The sequence below is a fragment of the Clostridium sp. genome, from assembly GCF_026168755.1.
Classification (GTDB): Bacteria; Bacillota; Clostridia; order Clostridiales; family Clostridiaceae; genus Clostridium.
Window position 1 is genome coordinate 13,792 of the sequence record NZ_JAPFDR010000026.1, and the last position, 25,076, is coordinate 38,867.

The 25,076-nt window shown below is 28.2% G+C and carries 26 protein-coding genes, 1 riboswitch and 1 other annotated feature (1 of these 28 running past the window's edge); of the genes, 18 read left to right on the forward strand and 8 right to left on the reverse strand.

Features of this window, described 5'->3' with window-relative positions; genetic code table 11:
* Nucleotides 1-12: a binding site (T-box leader), on the forward strand (it extends 219 nt beyond the left edge of the window).
* Nucleotides 13-147: 135 nt separating this feature from the next.
* The 5 genes from Q0Y03_RS10165 (at nucleotide 148) to deoD (ending at nucleotide 5,746) form a co-directional block, all read left to right on the forward strand.
* A complete protein-coding gene (locus tag Q0Y03_RS10165) occupies nucleotides 148-2,790 on the forward strand; it encodes a valine--tRNA ligase (RefSeq protein ID WP_297713713.1) in 2,643 nt (880 codons plus the stop codon).
* Between the two features lie 173 nt (nucleotides 2,791-2,963).
* Nucleotides 2,964-3,191: a DUF3892 domain-containing protein gene (locus Q0Y03_RS10170; protein ID WP_204572335.1), complete on the forward strand. Its 228-nt coding sequence runs from the start codon at nucleotides 2,964-2,966 to the stop codon at nucleotides 3,189-3,191.
* Between the two features lie 184 nt (nucleotides 3,192-3,375).
* On the forward strand, nucleotides 3,376-3,525 hold the full coding sequence (locus tag Q0Y03_RS15565) for a DUF6483 family protein (RefSeq protein ID WP_363318737.1): 150 nt from the start codon (nucleotides 3,376-3,378) through the stop codon (nucleotides 3,523-3,525).
* Nucleotides 3,526-3,538: 13 nt separating this feature from the next.
* Nucleotides 3,539-4,834 carry a folylpolyglutamate synthase/dihydrofolate synthase family protein gene (locus Q0Y03_RS10175; protein ID WP_297713714.1) on the forward strand — a complete coding sequence of 432 codons (1,296 nt, stop codon included), beginning with the start codon at nucleotides 3,539-3,541 and terminating at the stop codon, nucleotides 4,832-4,834.
* 201 nt (nucleotides 4,835-5,035) lie between these two features.
* A complete protein-coding gene (gene deoD / locus Q0Y03_RS10180; protein WP_297713715.1) occupies nucleotides 5,036-5,746 on the forward strand; it encodes a purine-nucleoside phosphorylase in 711 nt (236 codons plus the stop codon).
* A 43-nt stretch (nucleotides 5,747-5,789) separates the two neighbouring features.
* Here deoD and Q0Y03_RS10185 read toward each other — a convergent pair whose 3' ends face one another.
* On the reverse strand, nucleotides 5,790-6,041 hold the full coding sequence (locus Q0Y03_RS10185; RefSeq protein WP_297713716.1) for a TIGR03905 family TSCPD domain-containing protein: 252 nt from the start codon (nucleotides 6,039-6,041) through the stop codon (nucleotides 5,790-5,792).
* A 155-nt stretch (nucleotides 6,042-6,196) separates the two neighbouring features.
* Between Q0Y03_RS10185 and Q0Y03_RS10190 the strand changes: the two genes are divergently transcribed.
* Entirely contained in the window at nucleotides 6,197-7,072 is an 876-nt protein-coding gene (locus Q0Y03_RS10190) for a YncE family protein (RefSeq protein ID WP_297713717.1), read from the forward strand.
* Here Q0Y03_RS10190 and Q0Y03_RS10195 read toward each other — a convergent pair.
* Nucleotides 7,069-7,602, reverse strand: coding sequence for a DUF4364 family protein (locus Q0Y03_RS10195; protein WP_297713718.1), 534 nt, complete (start codon nucleotides 7,600-7,602; stop codon nucleotides 7,069-7,071). The two genes, Q0Y03_RS10190 and Q0Y03_RS10195, sit on opposite strands and share 4 nt — an antisense overlap.
* 125 nt (nucleotides 7,603-7,727) lie before the next feature.
* Here Q0Y03_RS10195 and Q0Y03_RS10200 point away from each other — a divergent pair, with 125 nt between their 5' ends.
* Both Q0Y03_RS10200 and Q0Y03_RS10205 read left to right on the forward strand, forming a co-directional pair.
* Nucleotides 7,728-8,486, forward strand: coding sequence for a polysaccharide deacetylase family protein (locus Q0Y03_RS10200; RefSeq protein WP_297713719.1), 759 nt, complete (start codon nucleotides 7,728-7,730; stop codon nucleotides 8,484-8,486).
* A gap of 117 nt (nucleotides 8,487-8,603) precedes the next feature.
* The gene (locus Q0Y03_RS10205) at nucleotides 8,604-9,272 is read left to right on the forward strand and encodes a single-stranded DNA-binding protein (RefSeq protein WP_291674379.1); all 669 of its coding nucleotides are present in this window, start codon (nucleotides 8,604-8,606) and stop codon (nucleotides 9,270-9,272) included.
* A gap of 32 nt (nucleotides 9,273-9,304) precedes the next feature.
* Here Q0Y03_RS10205 and dapD read toward each other — a convergent pair whose 3' ends face one another.
* Nucleotides 9,305-10,015, reverse strand: coding sequence for a 2,3,4,5-tetrahydropyridine-2,6-dicarboxylate N-acetyltransferase (gene dapD, locus Q0Y03_RS10210; protein WP_133016397.1), 711 nt, complete (start codon nucleotides 10,013-10,015; stop codon nucleotides 9,305-9,307).
* A gap of 187 nt (nucleotides 10,016-10,202) precedes the next feature.
* Here dapD and Q0Y03_RS10215 point away from each other — a divergent pair, with 187 nt between their 5' ends.
* The 6 genes from Q0Y03_RS10215 (at nucleotide 10,203) to Q0Y03_RS10240 (ending at nucleotide 17,398) form a co-directional block, all read left to right on the forward strand.
* The gene (locus Q0Y03_RS10215) at nucleotides 10,203-11,336 is read left to right on the forward strand and encodes an aminotransferase class I/II-fold pyridoxal phosphate-dependent enzyme (protein ID WP_297713720.1); all 1,134 of its coding nucleotides are present in this window, start codon (nucleotides 10,203-10,205) and stop codon (nucleotides 11,334-11,336) included.
* A gap of 418 nt (nucleotides 11,337-11,754) precedes the next feature.
* Nucleotides 11,755-12,672, forward strand: coding sequence for an ABC transporter permease (locus Q0Y03_RS10220; RefSeq protein WP_297713721.1), 918 nt, complete (start codon nucleotides 11,755-11,757; stop codon nucleotides 12,670-12,672).
* A gap of 14 nt (nucleotides 12,673-12,686) precedes the next feature.
* Nucleotides 12,687-13,655 carry an ABC transporter permease gene (locus Q0Y03_RS10225; RefSeq protein WP_297713722.1) on the forward strand — a complete coding sequence of 323 codons (969 nt, stop codon included), beginning with the start codon at nucleotides 12,687-12,689 and terminating at the stop codon, nucleotides 13,653-13,655.
* Between the two features lie 12 nt (nucleotides 13,656-13,667).
* Nucleotides 13,668-14,675 (forward strand): ABC transporter ATP-binding protein, encoded by a 1,008-nt coding sequence (locus Q0Y03_RS10230; protein WP_297713723.1) that lies wholly within the window; start codon nucleotides 13,668-13,670, stop codon nucleotides 14,673-14,675.
* A complete protein-coding gene (locus Q0Y03_RS10235; protein WP_297713724.1) occupies nucleotides 14,675-15,655 on the forward strand; it encodes a dipeptide ABC transporter ATP-binding protein in 981 nt (326 codons plus the stop codon). Before Q0Y03_RS10230 ends, Q0Y03_RS10235 begins: the two co-directional genes overlap by 1 nt.
* 84 nt (nucleotides 15,656-15,739) lie before the next feature.
* A complete protein-coding gene (locus Q0Y03_RS10240; protein WP_297713725.1) occupies nucleotides 15,740-17,398 on the forward strand; it encodes a peptide ABC transporter substrate-binding protein in 1,659 nt (552 codons plus the stop codon).
* A gap of 33 nt (nucleotides 17,399-17,431) precedes the next feature.
* Here Q0Y03_RS10240 and Q0Y03_RS10245 read toward each other — a convergent pair whose 3' ends face one another.
* From Q0Y03_RS10245 to Q0Y03_RS10260, 4 genes are all read right to left on the reverse strand, one after another.
* Nucleotides 17,432-17,596 (reverse strand): hypothetical protein, encoded by a 165-nt coding sequence (locus tag Q0Y03_RS10245; protein WP_294137450.1) that lies wholly within the window; start codon nucleotides 17,594-17,596, stop codon nucleotides 17,432-17,434.
* A 135-nt stretch (nucleotides 17,597-17,731) separates the two neighbouring features.
* Complete coding sequence (gene dapB, locus Q0Y03_RS10250; protein ID WP_297713726.1) at nucleotides 17,732-18,484, reverse strand: 4-hydroxy-tetrahydrodipicolinate reductase; 753 nt, start codon at nucleotides 18,482-18,484, stop codon at nucleotides 17,732-17,734.
* A 14-nt stretch (nucleotides 18,485-18,498) separates the two neighbouring features.
* On the reverse strand, nucleotides 18,499-19,377 hold the full coding sequence (gene dapA / locus Q0Y03_RS10255) for a 4-hydroxy-tetrahydrodipicolinate synthase (RefSeq protein ID WP_297713727.1): 879 nt from the start codon (nucleotides 19,375-19,377) through the stop codon (nucleotides 18,499-18,501).
* Between the two features lie 9 nt (nucleotides 19,378-19,386).
* A complete protein-coding gene (locus Q0Y03_RS10260; protein ID WP_297713728.1) occupies nucleotides 19,387-20,382 on the reverse strand; it encodes an aspartate-semialdehyde dehydrogenase in 996 nt (331 codons plus the stop codon).
* Nucleotides 20,383-20,585: 203 nt separating this feature from the next.
* A riboswitch (Lysine riboswitch) is annotated at nucleotides 20,586-20,759 on the reverse strand.
* Between the two features lie 183 nt (nucleotides 20,760-20,942).
* Between Q0Y03_RS10260 and Q0Y03_RS10265 the strand changes: the two genes are divergently transcribed.
* The 3 genes from Q0Y03_RS10265 to hslO all read left to right on the forward strand — a co-directional run bounded on the left by Q0Y03_RS10265 (nucleotide 20,943) and on the right by hslO (nucleotide 22,960).
* Entirely contained in the window at nucleotides 20,943-21,194 is a 252-nt protein-coding gene (locus tag Q0Y03_RS10265; protein WP_148322988.1) for a small, acid-soluble spore protein, alpha/beta type, read from the forward strand.
* Nucleotides 21,195-21,315: 121 nt separating this feature from the next.
* Nucleotides 21,316-22,056: a class I SAM-dependent methyltransferase gene (locus Q0Y03_RS10270; protein WP_297713729.1), complete on the forward strand. Its 741-nt coding sequence runs from the start codon at nucleotides 21,316-21,318 to the stop codon at nucleotides 22,054-22,056.
* Between the two features lie 13 nt (nucleotides 22,057-22,069).
* Nucleotides 22,070-22,960, forward strand: coding sequence for an Hsp33 family molecular chaperone HslO (gene hslO / locus Q0Y03_RS10275; protein ID WP_297713730.1), 891 nt, complete (start codon nucleotides 22,070-22,072; stop codon nucleotides 22,958-22,960).
* 187 nt (nucleotides 22,961-23,147) lie between these two features.
* On the opposite strand, the gene Q0Y03_RS10280 is transcribed toward hslO, so the two are convergent.
* Nucleotides 23,148-23,843, reverse strand: a complete 696-nt coding sequence (locus Q0Y03_RS10280; protein WP_297713731.1) for a DUF6873 family GME fold protein — start codon at nucleotides 23,841-23,843, stop codon at nucleotides 23,148-23,150.
* A gap of 143 nt (nucleotides 23,844-23,986) precedes the next feature.
* Here Q0Y03_RS10280 and ytxC point away from each other — a divergent pair, with 143 nt between their 5' ends.
* Nucleotides 23,987-24,877 (forward strand): putative sporulation protein YtxC, encoded by an 891-nt coding sequence (gene ytxC, locus Q0Y03_RS10285; RefSeq protein WP_297713732.1) that lies wholly within the window; start codon nucleotides 23,987-23,989, stop codon nucleotides 24,875-24,877.
* Nucleotides 24,878-25,076 lie beyond the last annotated feature (199 nt).

The window sequence follows — 25,076 nt, forward strand, 5'->3', positions numbered from 1 at the left end:
TTCGTCCTTTTTTAGGATGAGGGCTTTTTTTATGTAAGTGCAAAGTAGGTAATTAATTAAAATTTAGCTAATTAAATTAACTTAGTAAAGTAGTCTTTATATAAGAACTTTAAATATAGAAAATAAACTAGTCAGGAGGTTTTATTGATGGAAGAAAAGAAAAATTTAGCCACAACGTATAATCCAAAAGAATTTGAAGAAAGAATTTATAAAACATGGGAAGAAAAAAAGTATTTCACTCCTGTTGTTGATAAGACTAAGAAGCCGTTTTCAATTGTGATGCCACCACCAAATATAACTGGTAGACTTCACTTAGGTCATGCTCTTGATAATACACTTCAAGATATGCTTATAAGATTTAAGAGAATGCAAGGTTACTGTACTTTATGGTTACCAGGACAAGACCATGCTTCTATAGCAACTGAAGTTAAAGTTGAAAATGAATTATTAAAGCAAGGCTTAGTTAAGAAAGAAATGGGAAGAGAAGCATTCCTAGAAAAAGTTTGGGAATGGTCTGATGAATATAGAGGTCACATAAGAGAGCAACTTAAAAAGATGGGTGTTTCTGCTGATTTCTCAAGAGAAGCTTTCACAATGGATGAAAATTTAAATAAGGCTGTAAGAACTGTATTCGTTAAGTTATACAACGAAGGACTTATATATCAAGGAAATAGAATAACAAACTGGTGTCCAAAATGTACAACAGCATTATCAGATGCAGAAATTGAATATGCAGAAAAAGAAGGTAGCTTCTGGCATATTAATTATCCATTAGCTGATGGTTCTGGATTTTTAGAAATAGCTACTACAAGACCAGAAACATTACTTGGAGATACTGCAGTAGCTGTTAATCCAAATGATGATAGATTTAAGCATTTAATAGGTAAAACATTAAAATTACCTTTAACTGATAGAGAAATACCAGTTGTAGGTGATGATTATGTTGATATTGAATTTGGAACAGGTGCAGTTAAAATAACTCCAGCACATGATCCTAACGATTTCGAAGTTGGTAAGAGACATAACCTTCCAATAATTAGAGTTATGGATGATCACGGTGTAATTAATGAGTTAGGTGGAAAATATCAAGGTTTAGATAGATATGAAGCTAGAAAGCAAATGGTTAAGGATTTAGATGAACAAGGATTACTTGTTAAAGTTAAACCTCATACTCACAATGTTGGAACACATGATAGATGTGGAACTATTGTTGAACCAATTGTTTCAAGACAATGGTATGTTAAGATGGAATCTTTAGCAAAACCTGCTATTGATGTAGTTAGAAATGGAAAAACTAAGTTTGTTCCAGAAAGATTTGATAAGATATACTATAACTGGATGGAAAATATCCAAGATTGGTGTATTTCAAGACAATTATGGTGGGGACATAGAATACCTGTATTCTACTGTAATGATTGCAATCATATGATGGTTGAAGTTGAAGCACCATGCAAGTGTTCAAAATGTGGTTCTGAAAACTTAAGACAAGATGAAGATGTACTTGATACTTGGTTCTCATCTGCATTATGGCCTTTCTCAACTTTAGGGTGGCCAGAAAAAACAGAAGACTTAGATTTCTTCTATCCTACTAATGTTTTAGTTACAGGATATGATATCATATTCTTCTGGGTTGCTAGAATGATATTCTCTGGAATACACAATATGGATGAAACTCCATTTGATACAGTATTAATCCACGGTATCATAAGAGATGCTGAAGGAAGAAAGATGAGTAAGTCTTTAGGAAATGGTGTTGATCCATTAGAAGTTATTGATGAATACGGTGCAGATGCATTAAGATTCATGCTTGTTACTGGTAACTCTCCTGGTAATGATATAAGATATATCCCAGAAAGAGTTGAAGCAGCAAGAAACTTTGCTAATAAGATGTGGAACGCATCAAGATTCGTTATGATGAACTTAGATAAAGAAGTAATGAATAAATATGCTGATTGCAAAGAATATAGCTTAGCTGATAGATGGATATTATCTCAAATGAATACTTTAGTTAAAGAAGTAACTGAAAACATGGAAAAATATGAGTTAGGTATTGCTCTTCAAAAGGTTTATGACTTTATGTGGACTGAATTCTGTGACTGGTATATAGAACTTGTTAAACCAGTATTCTTTAGTGATGATGAAAAAGCTAAGGGTATAGTTTATAACGTATTATACACTGTATTAACTACAGGATTAAAATTATTACACCCAGTAATGCCATTTATCACAGAAGAAATCTACACTACTTTAACAGATGGAGAATCTATAACAATTTCTTCATGGCCAGAATATACTGAAGGTTTAGAAGATAGTAAGGCAGAAAAGGATATGGAATTTGTTATCGAAGCTATTAAAGGATTAAGAAATGTAAGAGCTGAAATGAATGTTCCACCATCAAGAAAAGCAAAAGTAATTTGCTATATTTCTGATGAAGCTAAAGATGCATTTAGTGCTGGTATTCCTTATATGGAAAAACTAGGTTCAGCTTCAGAAGTTGAATTTATAGATGATAAATCATTAGTTCCTGAAAATGCAGTATCATTAGTAGTTAAGGGTGGGGAATTATTTATGCCACTTTTAGACTTAGTTGATAAGGATAAGGAACTTGAAAGATTAAATAAAGAAAAGAAGAAATTAGAAGGTGAAGTAACAAGAATAGAAAAGAAACTTTCTAATGCAGGATTTGTAGCTAAAGCTCCAGAAGCAGTAATAAATGGTGAAAAAGAAAAGCTAGTTAAGTATCAAGAAATGCTTGATGCAGTATTAGTTAGAATAGATACTTTAAAGTAGTTACAAATTAACTATAGCAAGTGGTCAGATTAATATAATTTGTCCCTTGCTTTTTTATTATGCGAAAATCACATGCTATTATATAGCTATTAAATGATAATATTTATAAGGTATATTTTAATAGTGAATAAAAAGATTTATTTTGTGAAAAATAAGATTAAGAGGTGAGTAATATGAGTAATAAAATTGTAGAAACAATAAAAAATAGTAGTGGCGAAATTATGCAATATGTATTGGAAAATGGAACAACAGTAGATAAAGCACAAGGTGTTGAAATGGCTAAAAATGGTCAAATCGATGGTGTTATAATTGCTCATTCTAAAAAAGGTGAGGAATATTTAAGAACTAAACCAGACGGAACAGAAGGAAATAATTTATCAGCAATGGCTAAGGAAGATTAATATTAAATTAATAGGATTTTATCAAAAGAGAACAGTTAACAAAATTAATTATATTTTTGTTAGCTGTTTTTTTGTTTATATAGAACTACGAGATATTAAATATAATTTATGAATACAGAAATTAAAATTATTCTAAATTAAATAATATATGTTTTGAAAATATGTTATAATTACATTTGAAGAAATAGAAAAAAATAAATCAGACCAAATTTATAAAATTGCACTTGATTTTTACGAAGTATTATCAGAAAAAAGAAATGAAGAATTATTAGAAGGAAATTTTTTAAAAAGAAGAAATTTTTCAAGGATTAAGAGATATAGAAGCTATTTTTAATAAGAGGTAAATTATGAGATATGAAGAAGCAATGAAATATATAACAGAGGTTGGGAATTTTGGGTCAAATTATGGATTAGAAAGAACTCATAAATTATTAGAATATCTAGATAATCCAGAAAAAGATTTAAAGCTTATACATATTGCAGGCACAAATGGTAAAGGTTCTACAACTTCAATGATAACAGAAATTTTAATGGGGGCAGGATATAAGGTTGGAATGTATACATCTCCATTTATTGAGGAATTTGAAGAGCGAATTCAAGTAAATAGACTAAATATTCCTAAAGAAATCTTAGCAAGTTTAATAGATGAAGTTAAAGTTGCTGTAGATAGAGTTATAGAAGATGGATATAACCATCCTACAGAATTTGAAATAATAACTGTTTTAATGCTTTTATACTTTAAAAAAGAAAAAATAGATTTTGGAGTAATAGAAGTAGGATTAGGAGGAAGACTTGATTCAACTAATGTTATTATACCAATACTTCAAGTTATAACATCTATAAGTTTTGATCACACTAATTTATTAGGAAATACTTTAGAAGAAATAGCTGGAGAAAAAGCTGGAATTATAAAAAAGAATATTCCTACAGTAATATATCCACAAGAAGAAGAGGTTTTAAAAGTAATAAAAAATAAATGCATAGATATGGAATCAGATCTTTATATTGCAGATAATGATAATATAAAATTTGTAAAGGTAGTAAATGAAGATAAGCCATATCAATTATTGAAATATAAAAGTAAAGAAGAGTTTGATATACTACTTCCTTTACTAGGAGAACATCAAATACTTAATCTAAGTGTTGCAATAAAAGCTATTGAAGTTTTAAATAATAGGAAAGTAGTAAATATAACTACTGAAAGTATTATAGAAAGTATAAAAAATGTTACTTGGAAAGGTAGATTAGAAGTTTTATCAAATAATCCTTATGTTGTTATTGATGGTGCACATAATATACAAGGAATAAAAACATTAAGTAGAAATATAAAAAAATATTTTAAGTATGAAAATTTACATTTAATTTTAGGAATTTTAGCTGATAAAGATGTTGATGAAATGATTAAAATAATAACACCTATGGCAAAAGAAGTATATGCTGTTACTCCAAATTCAATAAGAGCCGAATTAGCTGAAGACCTAAAAAATGAGATAGTTAAATATAATAAAAATTGTAGAGCATTTGATGAATATGAAGAAGCCTATTTAGATGCATTAAAAAATTCAAAAGAAAATGATATTATAGTAGTTAGTGGTTCCTTATATATGATTGGAGATATGAGGAAGATAATTAATAAACTTTAATTAAGTAAAGAGTCGCTTTATGCGGCTCTTATATTTTTATATAAGATAATTTATAGAATATACACTAAAATAAAATACTCGTAAATGATAATAAAAATAAAAGAAAAAACCAAATTTTAAAATTTATTAAAAGTATAAACATTTACTATTATTAAAGAATGTACTATACTAATAAATAATAAAATAAAGGAGGTAATGTTTATGTCAAAACATTTACATATTATGGCGCCAGAAGGTGCTATAGCAGAAACAGTATTATTACCGGGAGATCCATTAAGAGCTAAATTTATAGCAGAAAACTTTTTAGAAGATGCAGTTTGCTACAATGAAGTTAGAGGTATGTATGGATATACTGGAACTTATAAAGGTAAAAAAGTTTCTATACAAGGAACTGGAATGGGATTACCTTCACATTCAATTTATGTAAATGAGTTAATTCAATTTTATGGGGCTAAAAGACTTATAAGAATAGGTTCGGCAGGTTCTTGTAATGATAATGTTAATGTTAGAGATATTGTTCTTGCTCAAAGTGCTTCTACTAATTCAGGAATTAATAAAAGAAGATTTAATGGACTTGACTATGCACCAACTGCTAATTTTGATTTGTTATATAATGCATATAATGTAGCAAAATCAAAAGGATCTAATGTTAAGGTAGGCAATGTTTTATCAAGTGATTTATTCTATGATGATACAAATCATTTTTCATTAAAGACTTGGGCTGATTATGGCGTTTTAGCAGTGGAAATGGAAACTGCAGAACTATATACATTAGCAGCAAAAAATGGTGTAGAAGCATTATCTATATTAACAATATCAGACCATATCTTTAAAGGAGAAGAAACATCTCCTGAGGAAAGACAAAATACTTTTACAGATATGATGGAAATAGCATTAGAATTAATTAAATAGATTGAAAAATGACAAGTGAAAGCTTGTCATTTTTTTTATAAGATTAATTGTTATTGTTTTTATATTCTATTAAGGCTTTTGATAATTGGTCTGGGCAAGAAGTTCCCCTTCCTCTGCAATCAATACCTTGTAATTTTTGAATTGCTTCGTCAATATTCAGACCTTTTACAAGAAGTGAAATACCTAATAAATTACCAGGACATCCCCTTACAAATTCAACATTTTCAATAACCTTATCTTTAACTTCTACATGTATTTCTGTAGAACATACTCCAGACGTTTTATAAACAAACATTTATACTCCTCCTAATATATAAGTAATGACTTACTTTCTAATTATATATTGAGTTTGTAGAAAAATAAAGAAAAATAAGAAATAATGCAATAGTAGCCGATTTATTGAAAATTGCATATATTAAAATACATAGAAGTTTTAAGGGGGTGTAGTTAATGAGTTCTATTGTTTTATGCAATACAGGTGCAGATTCACTTTCTAAAATTGATCTAGATACATTTGAAGTAACAAAAATATTATTTAAGCTTTCTGAAAGACCAGTTGGACCTCATGGTATAAGAAAATATGGTAATGAGATTATAACTGCAAATAGTTATAGTGATTCTATATCTATTTTTTCAGGTCTAAATTTTGAAGAAATAAGAAATATCAAGATTGGACCTAAAGCTAATGATTTAGTTAAAGTAGGAAATAAAATTTATACAATTTGTGGAGAAGCAAATTCTATAGTTGCTTATGATTTAAATCAAAATAGGGTGCTATGGGAATTAAATATAGGTAATTGGCCTCATAGCATTGATTATTGTTATGAAAAAGAATTATTATTTGTATCAAATTTAGAAGAAAATTGCACTAAAATTATAAACTTAGAAGATTATCAAATTGTTAAAACCCTCTTAACTCCCGAATACCCTACAAAAGTAAAAATATCAAATGATAAAAAATATATTTATATATGTGAAAGCTATTTAGGTAGTGATGATAATGGGTATTTAGATGTTTTTTCTATAGAAACATTTAATAGAATAACAAGGATTGAAGTAGGAACATCTCCAATTGATATGTACGAAGATAATAAAAATATTTATGTTTCAAATTTTACAGAGGGTAGTATAAGTGTAATTGATAAAATTTCATTTAAAGTTGTTAAAACACTATATATAGGTGGAATGCCAAAAGGTATTTTAAAAAAAGATAATAAAATTTATATAGGGGACTATTTAAAAGGAAGATTGATTGTTGTTGAAGAAGAAAAAATAAAAAAAATCATAGCAATCGAGTCAGAACCCAATGCTATGATTTTATTTTAGTTTTCATCAGAAAAAAGTACTTGAACTATTTTAGTATAAATGTCTGAAGGGTTTTCTTTCCATCTATTGCAAAGTGATGTTGCTTGTTTTTTAGTTGGAACAGAAATTTTTAGATCTATAAGTAGTGTTTCATCCTCAAGAGCTTTTAAATCAACAATAAAAGAGTTGTTCTTTTCTATAGTGTAATCACTATGGATGGTTAATTCTTTTTTTATATTGTCTATTGTTTTAGAGATATAATTATCAATTATATCTCTTTTTATTGGAGAAATTCTATCATTAAATATTGAAAGAACATTTTCTCCTTCAGTAGTTATAGTTAGTAATTTTTTATCATTCTTTTCAATATATTCAACAAATTTAGCTGTTTCTAATTCGCTAATATATTGTTGAAGAGTAAAGTAATTAATAAAATTGTTTTCAAGAATTATTTCAGTAAGTTGTGTTTTAGAAATTGCTTGTCTTAAGGATTTTATAACGTATAATACTAAAAGTTTATTTTCTGCTAGTTCAGCTGAAGTTTCGTACATATTAAACCTCCAATATGAAAGTATCTATTTAATTATAACATAAAATTTGTTAGATGGAATATTGTAGTCATAATATTATAAATTAAGAATATAAATTAATAAAAATTAAGTTTAGGAGTAATACAATGAAATTTAGTAAAAAAATTAATATTAATATTTTTATAATGGCTATGGTGATTATTGTATCCATAATTTATAGTGGAAAAATTCAAAATACTGTAGCAAGTGAATCTAAAAAGGTTCCAATATATAGAGTTTCAACGGAAGAAAAGAAAATAGCATTAACTTTTGATGTAAATTGGGCAGAAAATGAATATATATACGATATATTAGATGTACTTAATGAAAATAATGCAAAAGGAACTTTTTTTATTATGGGTGGATGGGTAAATTATTCTGATGAAAATAGAGAAAAGCTAATGAAAATAAATGAGGGTGGACATGAAATAGGAAATCATAGCTATATACATCCTAGTTTTACTAAAATAAGTCATGAAAGAATGGCGGATGAGATAAAGAAAACTGAAGATATTGTTTATGCTGCAACAGGTAGTAAAATTAAGTTATTTAGATTTCCAAGTGGTGATTATAATGAAGATGCTTTGGAGTATGTCAGAAGTTTAGGTTATGAATGTATTCAATGGGATGTTGATTCAATAGATTACAAGGAATCAGGGGCAGAAGTTGAATATAATAGGGTAATGAAAAATATTAAAGAAGGATCAATAGTTCTTTTTCATAATAATGCAAAATATACACCTCAAAATCTAAATAAAATTATTACTGAATTAACTAAGGAAGGATATGAGTTCGTTACTATAAGTGAATTAATTTATGATGATAATTACTATGTGGATGAAAAAGGTGAACAAATAAAAAAATAAATATTAGAAAAATATTGAAAGTTATGAGGTATTTGTATTATAATGGAAATAAATCTTTGATATTTTTATAACAGCAATAAGAATTTTTATTAATTACTAAGGGAGAGAGGGGTAAAGATGGACAACTTGATGTTAAATAACAAGATTTATCTTGAAGGAAAAATTGTAAGTGGTATGGAGTTTAGTCATGAGATGTATGGGGAAGGTTTTTATACTTTCTTAATGGAGGTAACAAGATTAAGTGATTCTGTAGATTTATTAAATATTACAGTATCTGAAAGACTTATTAGTAATATGGATTTATCAATAGGTAAAGAAATAGTAGTATTAGGTCAACTAAGATCTTATAATAAGTTTGTAGATGGAGCAAATAAGTTAATATTAACAGTTTTTGCTAGAAACATAGAGCCATGCATAGAAAAGAGTAAAAATCCTAATGAAATATTCTTAGATGGATATATATGCAAAGAGCCAGTATATAGAAAAACACCATTTGGAAGAGAAATTGCAGATGTATTATTAGCTGTAAATAGAGCTTACAATAAGTCAGACTATATTCCAACAATTGCATGGGGAAGAAATTCAAGATTCTGCCAAACATTAGAAGTTGGTGATAATATTAGGGTATGGGGAAGACTACAAAGTAGAGAGTATCAAAAGAAGATAAACGAAACAGAAGTAGTTAAAAAGGTCGCTTATGAAGTATCAATTTCTAAGATGGAAAAGGTATCTGTAGAAGAGACATCACAAAACACTAATACTGACCATGAAGAAGGTGCAGTATAATAAAAAGACTCCCAATTTAATTGGGAGTCTTTTTATTTTCTTAAATCATCTAAGATTTGAGTTTTATCTTTTGTTTTATCATCAACATTTTTAATTATTCTTGCAGGTGAACCAGCAACAACAACACCAGCTGGAACATCTTCAGTAACAACAGAACCAGCAGCAACAACAGCACCAGCTCCAATTTTAACACCTTCTAAAATAACTGCATTAGCACCTATCATGGCATCATCACCGATTTGGCAAGGTTCTTTACTAGGCGGTTCTAAAACACCAGCAACAACAGCACCAGCTCCTAAGTGAACTCTTTTACCTAATTGTCCTCTTGCTCCAATTACAGCATTCATATCAACCATAGTACCTTCACCAATTTCAGCACCGATATTTATTACAGCACCCATCATGATTACAGCATTTTTACCGATAGAAACTCTATCTCTAATTATTGCACCTGGTTCAATTCTTGCATCTATTGATAAAAGGTCTAGCATTGGTATAGCTGAATTTCTTCTATCATTTTCAACTCTGAAAGAATTTATTTTGTGCTTGTTTTCTAATATTATTTCAGTAATTACATCACTTTCTCCAAATAATATGTAAAAATTATTATTTCCATAATGTTCAATATTATCTAGTGAAGCATCGCTTAGGTCTCCATTAACATATACTTTTACTGGAGTTGTTTTTTTTGATTCTTTAATAAATCTTGCGATTTCATATGGATCAGTTAAATTATAATTCATAAAATCATCCTTTCTTCATTTGCCCCAATATTTTTATTTAAGCATTTATATTATAATAGAATTGAAGATTATTTTAAAGAGACATTAGTAAAATAGTAGAAAAAACTTTACTGAATAGTATATTTACTATAAAATTACTTGAGAGTAAATTGAGATTTTGTAATATTTGTTAAGGGGGCAGTAAAATATGAATGAAAATCTAAATAATGTTAAAATATCAGGAATTAGAAAATTTTATAATGAGGTTCAGAAGGTAGATGGAGCAATTTCATTAACATTAGGTCAGCCTGATTTTAAATTACCTGTATCTATTGAAGAAGGATTAATAAATGCAATAAAAGAAAATAAGACTACGTATACAAGTAATTTAGGTATATTTGAATTAAGAGAAGAAATAAGTAAATATCTTTTAAATAAGGATATTAGTTATGAAGCTGATGAAATTTGTATTACAGTTGGTGGTAGTGAAGCTTTATTTAATATATTTACAGCATTATTAAATAAGGAGGATAAAGTTTTGATACCAACGCCTGCTTATCCAGCATATGAAAGTATAGTTACAATATTGGGTGGATCTGTAGTGAATTACTCTTTAGATAGTGAATTCAAAATTGATGTAGAAGATATAAAAAGAAAAATAAAAGATATGAATATAAAATATTTAGTATTATCATTACCAAGCAATCCTACAGGAGCAATATTATCAAAAGATGAGAAAGAACAGTTAGTAGAATTAATTAAAGAAAATGATATATTAGTAATTACAGATGAGATATATGAATCTTTATGTTATAGTGATTATTACAGTGTTGCTCAATGTAAAGATATTAAAGATAAAGTGATTTATGTAGGTGGATTTTCAAAGATGTTTTCAATGACTGGACTGAGGATTGGATATTATGCTTGTTCACAGAAGTTAATGAATGAAATTATAAAAGTTCATCAGTATAATGTGTCTTGTGCTCCATCTATTTGTCAATGGGCTGTTTATAATGGATTAAAGTATGGTTTAAATGATGTAAGTCATATGAAGGAAGTCTTTAATAATAGAAAGGATTTAGTTGTAAATAAACTTAAAGATATAGGGTTGGATATTGTTATGCCAAAAGGTGCATTTTACGTATTTCCATCAATAAAAAAATTCAATATTCCCGCTGAAGAGTTTGCTTTAAGATTATTACATGAAGAAAAAGTAGCTTGTGTACCAGGAACTGCATTTGGTATTGGTGGTGAGGGATATTTAAGAATATCATATTGTTACTCAGATGAGGAGTTAATAGAGGCATTAAAAAGGATAGAAAAATTTATAGCAAAACTTTAAAAAATTACTTGAAATATATATTATTAGATTGTAATAATATATATTTCTTTTTTTACCATAAAATGTCCGTATGGGATACTACAAAAACTTAAAAATGTTCGTTTAAAATCTTAATGATGAAATTATTTATTTAACAAATTGTTAAGTACAGTTGTAATCTAAAAATTAAAAAGGTATCATACCTTAAAGAGGATAGAATGGCTAAAATAGTAAATGTAAACGTTAACCGAAGTTGGGATGATAAATTAACATATTGAGAAAAATACATATAATTAATTAATAAAATATTAAGAATAGATGATTAAAATTAACGATGTATTTTGACAAAAAAGATAGATGTATTATAATTAATATTAATTTATTAAAAATTAGTTTAAATTAACAATTAGTTAAAAAATGATATGGGGGTTGCACACAAATGCTAAAGTATGTTGGAAAAAGAATTTTAACTAGTATAGTTACAATTTGGGCAGTTATTACAATTGTGTTCTTTCTTGTAAGAATAATGCCGGGAGGTCCTTTTGAAGGAGAAAAAATTACGGCTGAGATGAAAGAAGTATTAAATGAAAAATATGGGCTAGATAAACCGGTAGGAGAACAATATGTTATCTATATGAAAGGTTTATTAAAAGGTGATTTTGGACAATCTATGAAGTATAAAGGTAGACAAGTTATTGATACTATAAATAATGGATTCCCAAAATCAGCACAAGTTGGAGCAGTAGCTATTGTAGCTTCTGTAGTAGTTGGTATTTTATTAGGAGTAGTTGCAGCATTAAATGCAGATAAGTGGCCAGATAGGATATGCATGATTATTGCAACATTAGGAATTACAATACCAAGTTTCGTAATAGGCTCATTATTGATATTTGTATTTACTGTAAAATTAAAAGTGTTAGGAGCTACTGGTCTTAGTAAACCAGAAAACTATATAATGCCTGTTATTGCTTTATCAGGAAGTTCTATGGCATTTATAACTAGATTAACAAGAAATAAATTAATTGATGTTTTAAAGTCAGATTATATTAGAACAGCAAAAGCTAAAGGTTTAAGTGGTGGAAAAGTAATATTCAAACATGCATTAAGAAATTCATTAATTCCAGTTGTAACATATTTAGGACCATTAACAGCTGGTGTGCTTACTGGTTCATTCGTAGTAGAAAAAATATTTGCTATACCTGGACTTGGAAACGAATTTACATTAACAATAACAAATAGAGACTATACAGCTTTATTAGGTGTTTTAGCATTCTATTGTACATTTATTGTAATTTGTAATTTAATTGTTGACTTATTATATGTAGTAGTGGATCCAAGAATTAAACTTGAAGGATAAAAGGGGGAGAGATAATGAAAAATTTAGTTGTAGAAAATGTAGATTTAAATATTGATAGCGAATTATTTTCTCCTTTAAGTTCAGAAGAGAAAAAAGCTGAAGAGATAGTGAGACCAAGTGTAGGATATTGGGCTAATGCTTGGAGAAGATTAAAAGCTAATAAAGTAGCACTATTTTCATTAGTTATGATAATTGTAATTATTGCTTTTGCAATATTAGGGCCAATTGTAGTTGAAAAACTTTTTGGTTTTACTTATAAATCAACAGATAAAACAGCATCAAATTTATGGCCAAATGCGCAACATTGGTTTGGAACTGATAATTTAGGTAGAGACTTATTTGTAAGAGTTATGTATGGTGCAAGATATTCATTAATTATTGCATTTGCAGCATCTGTATTAAATCTTGTAATAGGAGTTTTATATGGAGGAATTGCAGGTTTTTTAGGTGGAAAAGTTGATAATATAATGATGAGAATAGTTGATGTTTTATATTCTATTCCTACATTAATATATGTTGTTTTATTAATGAATGTATTAAAGAAGGAAGGTTCAAGTGGAATGTTTGCTATTATAGTAGCGATGGCAATTTCTTCTTGGGTAGGTATGGCTAGAATAGTTAGAGGAGATATCCTTCAATTAAAGCAACAAGAATTCGTTTTAGCTGCTAAAACTTTAGGAGCATCAAAATCAAGAATATTATTAAGACACTTAATTCCTAACTGTTTAGGTTCTATTATAGTTACTATGACGTTATTTGTACCATCAGCTATATTTACTGAAGCATTCTTAAGCTATATTGGTTTAGGATTAAATGCACCACTTGCTTCTTTAGGGACTTTAGCAAATGATGCAAAAGGTTTATTAACAACACAACCTTATCAATTATTATTCCCAGCTGCTATGATTTGTTTAATCATTTTAGCATTTAATTTATTTGGTGATGGATTAACTGAAGCTTTAGATCCTAAACATCAAAAATAGGAGGAGAAACAGATGAGTAAATTGTTAGAAATTAAAAATTTAAAAACATCATTTAAGACTCATATTGGAGATGTACAATCTGTTAGAGGTGTATCTTTTCATTTAGATAAAGGTGAAGCACTTGGAGTTGTTGGTGAATCTGGATGTGGTAAGTCAGTTACAATGATGACAATAATGAGATTATTAGGCGAAAATGCAAAAATTGAAGTTGAAAATATAACATTTGATGATAAAGATATAACAAAACCTACTGAAAAGTTAATGCAATCTATTAGAGGAAATGATATGTCTATGATATTCCAAGATCCAATGACATCATTAAATCCATTATTTACTATAGGAGATCAATTAACAGAGCATTTAATTAAACATAAAAAAATATCTAAAAAAGAAGCAAAAGAAAAAGCAATAAAAATGCTTGATATGGTTGGAATACCAAGTCCTGAAAAAAGATTAAAGCAATATCCACACGAATTTTCAGGTGGTATGAGACAAAGAGTTATGATTGCAATGAGTTTAATATGTGAACCTAAGCTTATAATTGCAGACGAACCAACAACAGCTCTTGATGTTACAATTCAAGCACAAATTTTAGACTTAATGAAAGATTTAAAAGAAAAGTTAGATACTTCAATTATATTAATAACACATGATCTTGGAGTAGTTGCTGATCTATGTTCAAGAATTAATGTTATGTATGGTGGTCTTATTGTTGAAGAAGGTACAACAGAAGATATTTTCTATAGAGGAAAACATCCATATACGTGGGGACTATTAAGAAGTGTACCTAATCCAAAGAGCGAATTAAAGGAAAAATTAATTCCAATTGAAGGACAACCACCAGATCTATTAAAACCACCAGTTGGCTGTCCATTTACAGCTAGATGTGATTATGCTATGAAGATATGTAAGGAAAAACAACCGCCATTATTTGAGATATCAGAAGGGCATAGAGCTGCATGTTGGTTATGTCATAAGAATGCACCAAAAGTTGAATCACCAATAAAGGGGGAAGAATAATGGAAAATAAAAATGACGTTATTTTAGAGGTTAAAAACCTTTGTAAATACTTCCCTGCAAACAAAGGATTATTTTCTAAAAAGAGCTTTGTTAAAGCAGTAGATAATGTTTCATTCTCTATTAAGAGAGGAGAAACTTTGGGGTTAGTAGGGGAATCAGGTTGTGGTAAAACTACTACTGGAAGAACTATATTAAAATTATATGAACCAACATCAGGACAAATAATTTTTAATGGACAAGATATTACAGGATTAAGTGAAAAGAAAATGGTATCTTTAAGAAAAAATATGCAAATGATTTTCCAAGATCCGTATGCGTCTCTTAATCCAAGAATGACAGTTGGAGATATAATAGGAGAAGCTATTGATATTCATGGTCTTTTCAAGGGGAAGGAAAGAGAAGATAGAATAAGATATTTATTAGATAAGGTTGGATTGAATGGAAGCCATATAAATAGATATGCTCATGAATTCTCAGGTGGACAAAGACAAAGAATTGGTATTGCAAGAGCACTTGCAGTTCAACCAGATTTTATAGTATGTGATGAACCAATTTCGGCTTTAGATGTATCTATTCAAGCACAAGTAATAAATATGCTTGAAGAATTACAAGAAGAATTTGGATTGACATATTTATTTATTGCTCATGACCTTTCAATGGTTAAGCATATATCAACTCATATAGGAGTTATGTATTTAGGACAAATGGTTGAAAAAGGTCCAGCTGATGATGTTTATACTAAACCTAAGCATCCATATACTAAAGCTCTATTATCTGCAGTTCCAATACCAGATCCAAAGGTAGCAAAAGCTAATAAGAGAATAGTTTTAGAAGGGGATATTCCATCACCTATAGATCCACCAGCAGGATGTAGATTTAAAGGTAGATGTAAAGAAGCAATGAAGGTTTGTGGTGAAGTTAATCCAGAACTTAGAGAAGTTGAACCAGGACACTTTGTTGCATGTCATTTATACAAATAATTTATTTGATATTTAAGTAAATTTAGATTTTAGTTATCAATTGCAAAAGGCAATTTAGATAAAAAAATAAGGGGGAAAATTAAAATGAAAAGTTCAAAACTAAAGAAGTTATGTGCAGTTGTTTTAGCTGCAACATTAGCTACTTCTCTATTCATTGGTTGTGGTGATAAATCAACTAGTAATGGAAGTAACTCAGGATCAAATCAAAACTTAGTATTCAATTTAGGAGAAGATCCAGAAACAATGGATCCAACACTAAATAATTCTTCAGGGGCAGGGACTATGATTTTAAATGCTTTTGAAGGTTTAATGGTACTTGATGAAAATGATAAACCTACAGAAGGTGCAGCTGAAAGCTATGAAGTTTCAGAAGATGGATTAGTTTATACTTTCAAATTAAGACAAGATGGTAAGTGGAGTGACGGAGAACCTGTAGTAGCGGATAACTTTAAATACTCTTGGTTAAGAGCATTAGATAAGGCTACTGCTGCAGAATATGCTTATCAATTATTCTATATTAAAAATGCAGAAAAATTCTATAATGGGGAAGTCTCAGCTGAAGAAGTTGGAATTAAAGTAGTAGATGATTACACATTAGAAGTAACTTTAGAGGCTCCAACAGAATATTTCTTACAACTATGTGCATTTACAACATATGTTCCTTTAAGAGAAGATATAGTATCTGCTAATCCAGAAGGATGGGCAACTAAACCAGAAAGTTATGTTTCTAATGGTGCATTTAAATTAGTTCAATGGGATATGAAAGATCAATTAGTTTTCGAGAAAAATGAAAATTATTGGGATAAAGATAGTGTTAAATTAGATACTTTAACTTTCAAATTAGTTACTGATGATACTACAGCATACTCTGAATTAAAAGCTGGAAACTTTGATATGGTTAATTCTGTACCAACAAATGAAATTGAACCAGGTATAGCAGAAGGATTGGTTCATGTTAATCCTAAATTAGGTAACTATTATTTTGCAATAAATGTTGGTAAACAAGATACATTAAACGAAGATGTTAAGAAAGCATTAAATAACAAATTAGTTAGACAAGCATTAAATCTTGCTATTGATAGACAAGAAATAATTGATAATGTTGGTAAAGCAGAACAAATTCCTGCATATAGCTTTGTACCACAAGGTATTACAGATGAAAATGGTACTGAATTTGCTTCAAAAGAATATTATGATCCATCAGATATGGAAGGTAATGTAGCAAAAGCAAAAGAATTATTAAAAGAAGCTGGCTATGAAAATGGTGAAGGTATTCCAACACTTGAGATAATGTACAACTCAGAAGGTCAACATAAAGATATAGCTCAAATTATTCAACAAAACTGGGCTGAAATTGGTGTTAATGTTGAATTAACTAACCAAGAATGGGCTGTATTCTTAAATACAAGACAACAAGGTGATTATCAAGTTGCTAGACATGGTTGGATTGGTGATTATATTGACCCAATGACATTCTTAGATTTATGGGTAACTGGTGGAGGAAATAACGATACTGGATTTAGTAATGCTAGATATGATGAATTAGTTGCAGCTGCAAAAGTTGAAACAGATTCTGCTAAGAGACTTGAAATGTTAAGAGAAGCTGAAGATATACTAATGGATGAAATGCCAATATTACCAATCTATTACTATACTACAGTAACAGCTGCAAATGAAAATGTTAAAGGTGTTCATATTTCTACATTAGGAAAGATATCTTTCAAACATGCATATAAAGAATAATAATAAAAGAGAGTCAATTTTGACTCTCTTTTATTAATTTCCAGCAGGGTTGTAGTGTTCACTAGAAACACCTTGTCTTTTTATTGATTTATGTTTAGCATTTGGATTATGATTATGCCCTTCTTCAGTTATTGGAGTTTGATAATTGCACTTTTCCATTCTAGCTTGTTTATTATCTGGTTGACTATCTTTTGCCATAATATATCTCTCCTAACATATAAAAATGTACAATCTTAGTATGTACTTTTTATATAGATTTATTCCTTTTTTATCATTTGGGTATATAAGGAATATTTTTTCAAAAAAAGAGAGCAATTTTTGCTCTCTTTATATTTATAGTCCTAATACATCATCCATATTATAAAGACCAGGATCTTTAACTGTAGCCATATATTCACATGCCTTTAATGCGCCAATTGCAAATACGTCTCTTGATATTGCTTTGTGTGATAATTCAATAACTTCGCCAGTTCCTGCGAAAATAACATCATGATCACCAACTATAGAACCACCTCTAACAGCATGAATTCCGATTTCTGTTTTTTCTCTCTTTTTATGGCCATCTCTACCATGAACATAATGAGTTTCTTCAGAAATAGAATCTTTTATTGTATCTGCTAGAAGAAGTGCAGTACCACTTGGAGAATCTAATTTTTGATTATGATGTTTTTCTATTATTTCTATATCATAATTTCCATATAATAATGGAGTTACTTTTCTTAAAAGTGAATTAATTAAATTTATACCTAAAGACATATTAGCAGATTTAAATAATGGCAATGTTTTGCTTTTTTCATCAATTAAATCTAAATCTTCTTGAGAATAACCAGTAGAACAGATAACCAATGGCTTTTTTGTTCTTTCTGTTAATTCTAAAAGTTTGTGTAATGTGCTTACATTAGAAAAATCTAAAAGTACATCATATTCTATATTTACATCATTAGGTGTAGTGAATACTGGATAACTTAATTCTCTAGGGAATTTATCTATACCAGCTATAATTTCTAAATTAGGAAATTCACTAACTAAATTTGAGATAACAGTTCCCATTTTTCCACAGCAACCGCTTAATAGTATTTTAACCATATGATAAACTCCTTTTAAAATAAATTGTATTTCTTTAGTGTATTTACTAAAGTTTCTTTATTTTTATCATTCATTTTGTAAAGTGGTAATCTTAATTCACCAACATTCATACCTATTACGTTCATAGCTGTTTTAACCGGAATAGGATTAGTTTCTATAAATAAATTGTTCATTAATTCCAAGTACTCTAGTTGTATCTTAGTTGCTTTAAAACAATCTCCGTTTAAATATAAATTACACATATCATGGACTGTTTTAGGAATTATATTAGCAGCAACAGATATAACTCCGATACCACCTAAAGATAAAATAGGAATTATTTGATCATCATTTCCAGAATAGATATCTATTTTATCTCCGCATAATGCTTTCATTTTAGCAACTTGACTCATATCACCACTAGCTTCTTTAATAGCAATGACATTATTAAGTTCTGATAATTTTAATAATGTTTCTGGGGTAATATTCATATTAGTTCTACTAGGAACATTATATAAAATAATTGGAGTTTTAACAGCATCATTTATAGCTTTAAAATGCATTAATAAACCTTCTGCATTTGTTTTGTTATAATATGGTGTAATAACTAGAAGTCCATCTACACCTATGCTTTCAGCATAAAGACTCATTTCAATAGATGTATTTGTGTTATTTCCGCCAGTTCCTGCAATTACAGGTATTCTTTTATTTACAATATCTACAGTAAATTTAATTACATCTTTTTTTTCTTGTTCAGTCATTGTAGTAGCTTCACCTGTAGTACCACAAATAACAATAGCATCAGTAGATTCTTTTATATGCCATTCTAGTAATTCTCTTAATTTTTCATAATCTATACCATTTTCGTTAAAAGGTGTAATTATAGCTACACCAGATCCTTTAAATATTGACATTTTATCCTCCTAAAGCCATTCGTTTTTAATTAAAACTTCTGCAATTTGTACAGCGTTTAAAGCTGCTCCTTTTCTTATGTTATCAGCAACAACCCATAAATTTAAGCCATTATCTAAGCTGAAATCACGTCTTATTCTTCCAACATATACATCATCTTTTCCAGAAACATCTAATGCAGTTGGATATTTTAACTCATCTACATTATCAAAAACTGTTAATCCCTCTGTATTTTCGAATAATTTAAATATATCTTCTAATTCAAATGGACTATTTAATTCAACATTAATACTTTCACTATGACTATTTAAAACTGGAACTCTAACAGTAGTAGCAGTAATTTTTAAGTCATTTGAATGAAGTATCTTTCTAGTTTCTTCAATCATTTTCATTTCTTCTTTTGTATAACCATTTTCTAAGAAAACATCTATGTGAGGAAGGCAATTACCTGCTATTTGGTAAGGGAATTTTTTAGGTGCTAAACCTTTTAATCCATCCTCTAAATCTTTAATACCTTGCATTCCAGCACCTGAAACTGCTTGGTATGTTGAATATACGATTCTTTTTATTCCGTAATTATCTAATAAAGCCTTTAATGGTACCATTGCTTGAATTGTAGAACAATTTGGATTAGCTATAATTCCATTATGACCTTTTAAGTCTTCTGGGTTTACTTCAGGAACTACTAAGGGAACATTTTTATTCATTCTCCATGCACTTGAATTATCTATTACTACAGCACCATAAGATGAGAATATTGGAGCAAACTTTAAACTTGTATCTCCACCTGCAGAAAATAGCGCAATATCTATTTTTTTATTTTTTATATTATCTTCACATGTTTCTTCAACTAAATATTCTTGCCCCTTGAAATTTAAATAAGAACTTGCAGATCTTTTTGATGCAAAAAGATAAAGATTCTTTATTGGAAAATTTCTTTCTTCTAAAATTTCTAAAAATTTTCTACCTACATTACCTGTACTACCAACTATTGCTACATTATACATATTGGTTCCCCCTTTTTTATTCTTTATAAAAAGATTTTATAAATTTAATTATTATAGAATGTCCTACTTTATATATGATGTTAATATATTTAAATTTTAAATTAAATTTTATGTACAGTATTAATGTTTAATTTAAATATAATGTTAAAAAAACCTTGAGTTATCACCCAAGGTATATATACATCAAAATATATAAAGAATCCTTAAATGATAGCTCACCACATAAATTATGTGACAGGAATATACATATTTTGCATACCCCCAGTTATATAGCTGTAAAGCTTAGGCTATATACTTCGGCGACAAGTCCTTTCTTATTATTTTAACATGCTTTAATCCATAATAATACTAATACGTACCGCACCTCTATCTATTTATAAACTTATATAGTTATGATTATACCCTGTATGTATGAAACTTTCAAGGAATATTTACAAAATAATATTATATACTTCATTTTATTATATGAATATTAGCAGAAAGTGAAACAATGTATTTAAGGTATAAATATAAACATATAGGAGAAAATATTTATATAAAATTATCTAGGGGGAATTTTTATGAGTAAAACACCATTAAAAAAAATAATAAAATCAAAAATAAAAACTAATAAAGAGCTTACACCCGAAGAAAAAATGCGTGAAAAAATAAAATATGAAATTGCAGAAGAATTAGGGTTAAGTGATAAGGTAGACACATATGGATGGGGAGGATTAACAGCAGAAGAAACAGGACGAATAGGTGGGATAATGACAAAGCGTAAAAAAGAGTTAAAGTTACCAACTAACGATCAAATTTTAGGGAGAAAATAATAGATTGACTTAATATTCTATTACATAGTATTATAAAGGTTAGAAATTTATTATAGTATAGTAATAACTACATTATCTGTTTTTTCAGCATAGTAAATAAAAGTAGGATAGGGGGAATAGCATGGCATATGGGGAATTCGCAAAAATATATGATGAGTTAATAAATGAAGATATTAATTATGATGAAATGGTAGAGCGTATTTTAGAAATTTGTAATTTATATAATGTAGAATTAAATGATTATTTAGACATTGCGTGTGGAACCGGAAATGTAACCATAAGGATAGCAAAATATTTTAAAAATATTTACGGAGTTGATTTATCAGAAGATATGTTAATAGAAGCTTTTGATAAATTTAAAGAAGCACGAATAAAAGGAAAAATAATTTGCCAGGATATGACAGAACTTTCTCTTAATAAAGAGTTTGATTTAATAACATCTGTATTGGATTCTACAAATTATATAACAGATTTAAATGATCTTCAAAATTACTTTAATGGAGTATATAATCATTTAAAGTCAAATGGATTATTTATATTTGATGTTAATTCATATTATAAATTATCTGAAATATTAGGAAACAATATATATACATATAGCGAAGAAGAGGTTTTTTATACTTGGGAAAATGTTTTTGAAGATAGCTTACTTTCTATGTTCTTAACCTTCTTTGTTAAAAAAGGAGATCTTTATGAAAGATTTGAGGAAGAACATCTTGAAAGAGCATATACTGAAAAAGAGTTAGAAAAAGAACTGAAGAAAGCGAATTTAGAGGTTATTGCCAAGTTTGATGGATATACTGAAAATTATGTACAAGCAAATACTGAAAGAATAGTATATGTAATAAGAAAAAAGCAATAGTTGGAGGAAAAATATGAGCGATAAAATTATTAGAGCAGTTGCAAAAAATGGAATGGTAAGAATAATAGCTGGAATTACTACAGACTTAGTTGAGGATGCTAGAGTAATACATGAATGTACTCCAGTTGCAGCAGCATCTCTTGGAAGAATGTTAACGGCTGGAGCTCTTTTAGGAGCTACTTTAAAATCATCAAACGAAGTAATGACTTTAAGAATCAATGGTGGAGGAGATGCCAACGGAGTAGTTGTTACTGCATATGAAGGTGCTAAAGTTAAAGGATATATTGGAAATCCATATGGAGATATGCCTTTAAATTCAAATGGTAAATTAGATGTTGGTGGATATGTTGGAAAAAATGGTAATTTAATGGTTATAAAGGATTTAGGTATGAAGGATCCTTACGTAGGTCAAGTGCCGATACATTCAGGAGAAATAGCAGAAGATTTAGCTTATTACTTTACTGTATCTGAACAAACACCATCAGCAGTATCATTAGGTGTTTTAGTTGATAAAGATTATTCAATTAAAGTAGCTGGAGGATTTATAATTCAAATGTTACCAGATGCAGATGAATTCTTAGCAGATATTATAACTTATAGATTAGAAGAAATTCCATCTTTAACAACTATGTTAAATGAGGGAAAGGGCATGGATGATATACTAGATTATATATTTGGAGATATGGACTTAAAGATATTAGAGGAAATTAAACCAGAATTTTCTTGTAATTGTTCAAGAGAAAAGGTTGAAAAAGCTTTAATTTCTATAGGGGAAAAAGATTTAAGAGAGATATATGAAGATGGTAAAAATGAAGAGTTAAAATGCCACTTCTGTAATAAGACATATGTATTTACTCCAGAAGAAATTGGTAGATTATTAGTTAATTCTAATAAATCTGAATAATGTAAATAAAAAAGTAGGCTATTTATAAAATGATATATTCACTCTATAATAACAATTTTTATTATTTTAACTGTATATTATAAAGGAAGCATATCAATATCAGCCTACTTTTTTATTAGTTAATATTAAAAAAGAAAATATAAATACTAATCAACAATTGGCTGATAGATACGTATGATATAAGAGGTTAAAAAACAAGTAAACTGCCTCTATCTATTAGTTTTGTATTACTAAGATATATAGGTTTAATATCGTATTTATATAAAAATTTTTTTACTTCATTACCAAAAGCATAATTATCTAATGACCCAAAGAAGGCCATGGAATCATTTGAAATCATACCTCCAACACCTCCGATAAAACCATAATTAAATCCACTTAGTTCTATATCGCCAAATGGTAATAGTAATATATCAAAATTTTCACTTTTTAATGTGTTATATATACCAGCATCATTAGTTATAATTGCTTTTTCTCGTAACGGTAATATAGAGCATTTAGTATATCCTTGATTTACATTTATAGTTTTTTTATTTTTACAGTACTCTAAGATTTTTTTATCAGTAAACTTTAAATTATGTACTAAGTAATTGTCAGTAATATATGCATTAAGTGATATATTACTAGGATATTTAGATAATAAAGTACTATCACTTTCTATAAAGTTTATATTTTTTGTTTTTAAAAGTTCTTTAAAGGACAAAGTAATATTTTTATTAACAATAAGAGTATTGTTATTAATTATATTTAATTGAATATCTGTATGTCCATTTATTGCTTCATATAGATTATTATCCTTGGGAATTTTTATTACATCATAATTTAATTTTTTTAGTGAGTTTATTTCATTATCAGTTGTTCTATAGTCAACAAAACATATCATTAATCTTCTCCTTGTTTAAATATATTTCTTATACAATATAAAATATTCATAAAAAAATCAATATTTTATTAATAAGTGTACAGCCAGGTGAGTATATAGAAAAGATTTTAATACATACTAATATTAAGAAAGGAGTGAAATCCATGCTTGTGATAAGATTAGTGCATAATAATGATTTAGACTTAGTAAAGGAATTACAAGAGCTTAGAGAATTGTTAAAGAAGAAAAATATCACTATTGGGCTTGTAGAAAGTGGTAAGGGTGATTCACATTTAATAAAAATTATGTGCGAAAAAGAGTGTTATAATGAAAAAATTAAAAGAATGATATATTTATATATAAGCAATATTCTATACAATATAGTAATTGAAAAATATAGAAAAAAAGAGCTTTTTAATTTTTTAACTGAAACTTATTTCTTTTTGAAACATGATGAAATAATAGAAGTAGAAAATATGATTATGAAAATTCTAAGAAGTGAAGAAAATTTAAAAGATGAAAAAATGATATATTGTATAAGTAAAATAAATTCAATAATAGAAAAAATAAAAACTTGCTTGGAAGAAAATGAAGAAATAAACATAAAAGGTTTTATAACTTTTAGGATGAAGGAACTTAGAGAAGATATAGAAGATATTGTTGATAAAGTTGTAGAAGAATATATGGTTGAAAAAGAGTATAAAGAGTTTGTAAAATTATTAAAATATTTTGTTGATATTCAGGAAAGTAAAATAGAAAAAATTAATATTTACATTCATGAAGGTGGGGGTTATGTATTAAAAGATGGGTATGGAAATGATATTTTTGGTGATTTTATGAAAGAGTTAGCTGAGTGTAGAACAGATACTGAAGCTGAAATAGAAGATGTAATAATAAGTGGATTGATAACTAATGCTCCAAAGCAAATAATAATACATCATAAGGAAAATTGTATAAATACAGAGTTTATCGAAACTATAGTTAATGTATTTGGAGATAGAGTATTTTACTGTGCAGGATGTGCAAATTGTATGCCATCAAAAATTAAAGTTTAAAAAATATAATAAATTTGAAAAAATTAGGGTTGTTATGAGTTATAAACAACCCTTTTATCATTGTGCGCCCAGCATGGGCAACAACTTGACGGTGAAAGTCCGTTGTGGGCTTGGTAGTGGGAACCACTAGCTAATGACAAGGGTGTCCATCGTGAGATGGAATCTGAAGGAAGTCGGAGGCAAAGTCTTGGTCTGAGGA